This window comes from Nocardia donostiensis (genome assembly GCF_002081715.1).
Lineage (GTDB): Bacteria > Actinomycetota > Actinomycetes > Mycobacteriales > Mycobacteriaceae > Nocardia > Nocardia donostiensis.
In genome coordinates this window covers 1-4,498 of sequence record NZ_MUKP01000105.1, presented here as the reverse complement: position 1 = coordinate 4,498, position 4,498 = coordinate 1, and the positions used below count along the sequence as shown (strand labels likewise).

Genomic DNA, 4,498 nt, shown 5'->3' with positions numbered 1-4,498 from the left:
ACAAAGCGCACGGCCGGAGCGAACGCGCAGGTACGCACAAAGCGCACGGCCGGAGCGAACGCGCAGGTACGCACAAAGCGCACCCGAGCGTGTCAGCCCCGCTGTCCCCGCGGCGGCGTCAGCAACTCGGTGCCTACAAAAGGAACCAGGGCGTCGGGCACCCGTACCGAACCGTCGGACTGCTGGTGGTTCTCCAGCAGCGCAACGATCCACCTGGTGGTCGCCAGCGTGCCGTTCAAAGTCGCCGCGATCTGCGGTTTACCGTTCTCGTCCCGGTAGCGCACAGACAGTCGGCGGCCCTGGAAGGTGGTGCAGTTCGAGGTGGAGGTGAGTTCCCGGTATGTGTTCTGGCTCGGCACCCAGCCTTCGCAGTCGAATTTACGGGCCGCTGAACTGCCCAGGTCTCCTGCGGCGACGTCGATGATCCGGTACGGCACCTCGATCGCGGCCAGCATCTCCCGTTCCCAGGCCAGCAGCCGCTGGTGTTCGGCGTCGGCGTCAGCGGGCCGGCAGTAGACGAACATTTCGACCTTGTCGAACTGGTGCACCCGGATGATGCCCCTGGTGTCTTTGCCGTAGCTGCCTGCTTCCCTGCGGAAACAGGACGACCAGCCTGCATACCGCTTCGGGCCGTCGGCGAGGTCGATGATCTCGTCGGAGTGGTAGCCGGCCAGCGGCACCTCCGAGGTGCCGACCAGATACAGATCGTCCTCGGCGAGGTGGTAGACCTCGGCCGAATGACTGCCGAGGAAACCGGTACCTGCCATGATCTCCGGCCGCACCAACACCGGCGGGATCATCATGGTGAAACCGTTGGCCACCGCCCGCTGCGCGGCCAGTTGCAGCAGCCCGAGTTGCAGCAGCGCTCCGTAGCCGGTGAGGAAGTAGAAGCGGGCGCCGGAAACTTTCGCGCCGCGCTCCATATCGATCAGCCCCAGCGATTCGCCCAGTTCCAGATGGTCTTTGGGGGCGAAATCGAATTCCGGTGGGGTCCCGACGGTCTCCAGCAGGACGAAATCGGCTTCGCCGCCTGCCGGGGCGCCGTCTTGGACGATATTGGAAATGGCGCGCTGCGCGGCGTCCAGATCGCGGTCGGCGGCATGCTGCGCCGCTTCGGCCTCCTTGACCTTGGCCGACATCTCCTGCGCCTGGGTGAGCAGCGCGGGCCGCTCCTCCTTGCTCGCCTTGCCGATCAGCTTGCCCATGGCTTTGTGCTCGGCGCGCAGATTGTCGGCGGTGGCGACCGCGGCCCGGCGCGCCGCGTCCGCCTCTAGCAGCGCGTCCACGAGCGCCGGGTCTTCACCACGGGCTCGTTGCGATGCGCGGACCCGCTCCGGGTCTTCGCGCAGGAGTCGGAGGTCGATCATGGCTGACCAGCCTAGTTCGCAGGGTTCTCGACGCTTCAGGCGAGTACAGCTAACTAAACACAGTGCAGTGCACTCAACAGCGGTGCGTTCCTGGTCAGACAGGGCAGAGGCACTGAGGGCACAGTCGTGGCTCCGCACGTTGTTCAGCGCACTCGACACAAACCACCGCGGTAAACATCGCACGACACCGATGGGGCGGGTCGTGGCATTCGAGGGGGATGCGCTGCCATGATGGACCGCGATGTCCACCGATGATGTGCCCCCGTTCCCGCCGGCGCCCGAGAGCACTCGGGACGGCGGCTCGTCGCGCTCGCGCGTTGATCGCCGGGCACACGGTCGGGCGGACGGCCGCCGCAGTAGCCGCGTACTCGGATCCGCGAAGGCTCGCACGCTCGGCTCGTTCGGCCGATACCGGCCCGGGTCGGCAGCGGCCGGGTCCTCGCCGGGTATTGCGGGCGGCGCCGAGGATGCAGAGTCACAGGGTGGCGGCGTGCGGCTGTCAGCCCCCACTTTGCGCTGGGGGCTGCTCGCGGTCGCGGTCGGCGCCGTATCGGCGGCGCTGGTCACGCTCTTCGTCACCGGCTTCGAAAACGATACGGGCCTGGCAGCGCATGGTGCGGCAGGCGGTGGGCAGGCCAAGGCGGAGAAGGTATTTGCCTCCGTCGGCTCCGGCGACTGCCTCACCTGGACTGCGCCCGATCATTCCGACCTGGTGGAGGTCGATTGCGGCGGTGAGCATCTGTTCGAGGTCACCGACACCATCGACCTGAGCAAATACCCTGGCAAGGAATTCGGTCCCGGGGCGCGCTGGCCGGATTCGCTGCGGCTCACCGAACTCCGGGAGGAGCATTGCGTGCCCGCCGCGCAGCGGTACCTGGGCGGGCGGCTCGATCCGCGCGGCCGCTACGCCGTCGGCCTGATGTATCCCAGCAATGAGGGCTGGGCCAAGTCAGGAGACCGTATTCTGCGCTGCGGCCTGCAGGTGCCGGGGCTCAGCGGCAGCCCGCTGCCCAAAACCGGGAGGGTGGCCGAAAGTGATCAGTCGAAGGTCTACGAGCCCGGGGTCTGTCTCGGCATCGACCAGAACCTGCCTACCGACCCGGTGGACTGCAGTAAGCCGCACGCCGTCGAAATGGCCTCCACCGTCGACCTCGGCGCCCGGTTCAACGGCGGCCCGCCGTCCAAGGAGGAACAGGACAAGTTCCTGGAGGAGGAATGTGGCCGCACCTCCAACGAGTACCTGGGCGGGCCTGATGTCTTGCGCAATAAGACACTCACGGTGTTCTTCGACTACATCGACGCGCGCAGCTGGTTGGCGGGCAGCCGTAAACTGAACTGCATGGTCGGAAAAGGCGCCGACCAAGAAGGTTTCGCACCGATCACCGGATCGGCCAGGGGCGATATCCTGATCAACGGGCAGGCACCGGTGCCGCCGCCCAACACCGGACGTTCCACGCCCGCACCGCTTCCCGGCGCTGCACCGCTGCCGCCGCAGCCGGAACCACGCTAGAAACAGAGGTCGTACGCGCATGCCGGTCGCTATGTCCGAGGACCGTTTCGAAGAACTGGTCGCCGACGCGCTCGATCTGATCCCGCCGGAACTGACCCGCGCCATCGACAACGTCGTCGTGCTGATCGAAGCACGCAATCCGGAAGACCCGCATCTGCTCGGCCTGTATCACGGGATCGCGTTGACCGAGCGCGACAGCCATTACGGCGGTTCGCTGCCCGATACCGTCACCGTCTACCGGGATGCCCTGCTGGAGATCTGCGCCGACGAAGCGGAAGTCGTGGAAGAGGTGGCGGTCACCGTGATCCACGAGATAGCACACTATTTCGGGATTGACGAAGAGCGACTGCATCAGCTGGGATGGGGCTAGTCTTTAGCCTGGGTTGCCGACGAACCGAGCCCGCAGGGGATTGCCCGGATTCGCAGGCGTAGGGAAAGATCGGAAGAAAGTTCGGATTCGATGGAACCGTTTGCGCGGCTGTCGCGTCCAACACTCATAGGGGGAATTCTCGTGGTTCCGCCCCACAGTTACCACCAGAAGGAGTCGAGGCATGATCGGCCACGTTGACGTCACACCTGAGCTCATTCTCGCCGCCGCGGTCGAACTGGATCTGCTGGCCGACCGGCTTGCCGGGGCAGCCGCTATCAGCGCGCCCGCGACCCATGTGATTCCCTCCGGAGCCGACGAGGCATCGCTGTTGGGAGCGCACCATATGAACCGCGGTGCGGCCACCCACGATCGTGCCGTCGCCCAGGGCGTGCTCGAACTACACCATGCCGCCGCCACCTTGCGGACCCAGCTGGCGCACTACCTCGCACAGGACGCCGCCTCCGCGGCCGTCACCACCCTGACCGGGGGGCCGTTCACCTCGATCGCCGTCTAGAGCGCCCACGATCCACATCGATACACCTAAAGGGGAGAAACAAGCATGACCGCAGGCATCACCGGGGTGTTCTGGCTACCCAGATTGGCGGAAGGCAATTCGATCGCGCTGAACGCAGGAGCGCATGCCGTCCCGATGACCGCGGCGGCCACCGCATGGGGCGCGCTGACCGGCGCCTGGGTGGACGCCACCGCAACCGTCGTGCGAGTGTTGGCCGAACTCGGCGTCGGTATGCAGAGCTTCAACGGCGTCGGCGCGCTGGCGCGGCTCGGCGGATTCCTGGCGTGGTCCGAACAGCAGGGTGTCCTCGCCGCCGCGATGGGCACAAAGGCCGCCACTCAGGCCACCGCATACACGGTGGCCTCGATCGCGATGCCGAGTCTGCCCGAGATCGCGGCCGTCAATGCTGCCCGAGCCGCCGCGCACACCACCGGTGGCGTGCTCAACGGCACCTCGGAGATCGCGGAGGCCGCCAAGGCCCTGCTCGATCTGCGGGCGGCGCTGACGATGGAGACCTACGAAGCCGCCGTCACCTCGACGGTGGTCACCCCCGGCGAGTTCATCGCCCCGCCACCGATCGCCCACGGCGCCGGACAGGCCACCGCCGGGGAAGCCGCCGACGCTTCCTACCAGAGCGGCAACGGCGACCCGGTGAAAACGGCGATGGCGGCCGCCGCCGCGATCGCGAACAACCCGGGTGTGGCCAGTGCAGCCACCCAGGTCGCGCATGTCGCGGG

5 protein-coding genes are annotated in these 4,498 nt (G+C 66.9%); 4 read left to right on the top strand and 1 reads right to left on the bottom strand.

What is annotated here, in order from left to right; genetic code table 11:
* Positions 1-92: 92 nt before the first annotated feature.
* Entirely contained in the window at positions 93-1,367 is a 1,275-nt protein-coding gene (serS, locus tag B0T44_RS26035; RefSeq protein ID WP_077116162.1) for a serine--tRNA ligase, read from the bottom strand.
* 490 nt (positions 1,368-1,857) lie between these two features.
* On the opposite strand from serS, the gene B0T44_RS26030 reads away from it, so the two are divergent.
* The 4 genes from B0T44_RS26030 to B0T44_RS26015 all read left to right on the top strand — a co-directional run.
* Entirely contained in the window at positions 1,858-2,877 is a 1,020-nt protein-coding gene (locus tag B0T44_RS26030; protein WP_245839419.1) for a septum formation family protein, read from the top strand.
* 19 nt (positions 2,878-2,896) lie between these two features.
* Positions 2,897-3,247, top strand: a complete 351-nt coding sequence (locus tag B0T44_RS26025; RefSeq protein WP_077116161.1) for a metallopeptidase family protein — start codon at positions 2,897-2,899, stop codon at positions 3,245-3,247.
* A gap of 181 nt (positions 3,248-3,428) precedes the next feature.
* Positions 3,429-3,761, top strand: a complete 333-nt coding sequence (locus B0T44_RS26020) for a PE family protein (protein ID WP_077116160.1) — start codon at positions 3,429-3,431, stop codon at positions 3,759-3,761.
* A 45-nt stretch (positions 3,762-3,806) separates the two neighbouring features.
* On the top strand, positions 3,807-4,498 hold a 692-nt coding region (locus B0T44_RS26015; protein WP_139795377.1), incomplete at its 3' end, for a PPE domain-containing protein.

Excerpts from the sequence above, each read along its gene's own strand:
- serS (WP_077116162.1), bottom strand. The coding sequence starts at position 1,367 with ATGATCGACCTCCGACTCCTGCGCGAAGACCCGGAGCGGGTCCGCGCA.
- B0T44_RS26025 (WP_077116161.1), top strand. The coding sequence starts at position 2,897 with ATGCCGGTCGCTATGTCCGAGGACCGTTTCGAAGAACTGGTCGCCGAC.
- B0T44_RS26020 (WP_077116160.1), top strand. The coding sequence starts at position 3,429 with ATGATCGGCCACGTTGACGTCACACCTGAGCTCATTCTCGCCGCCGCG.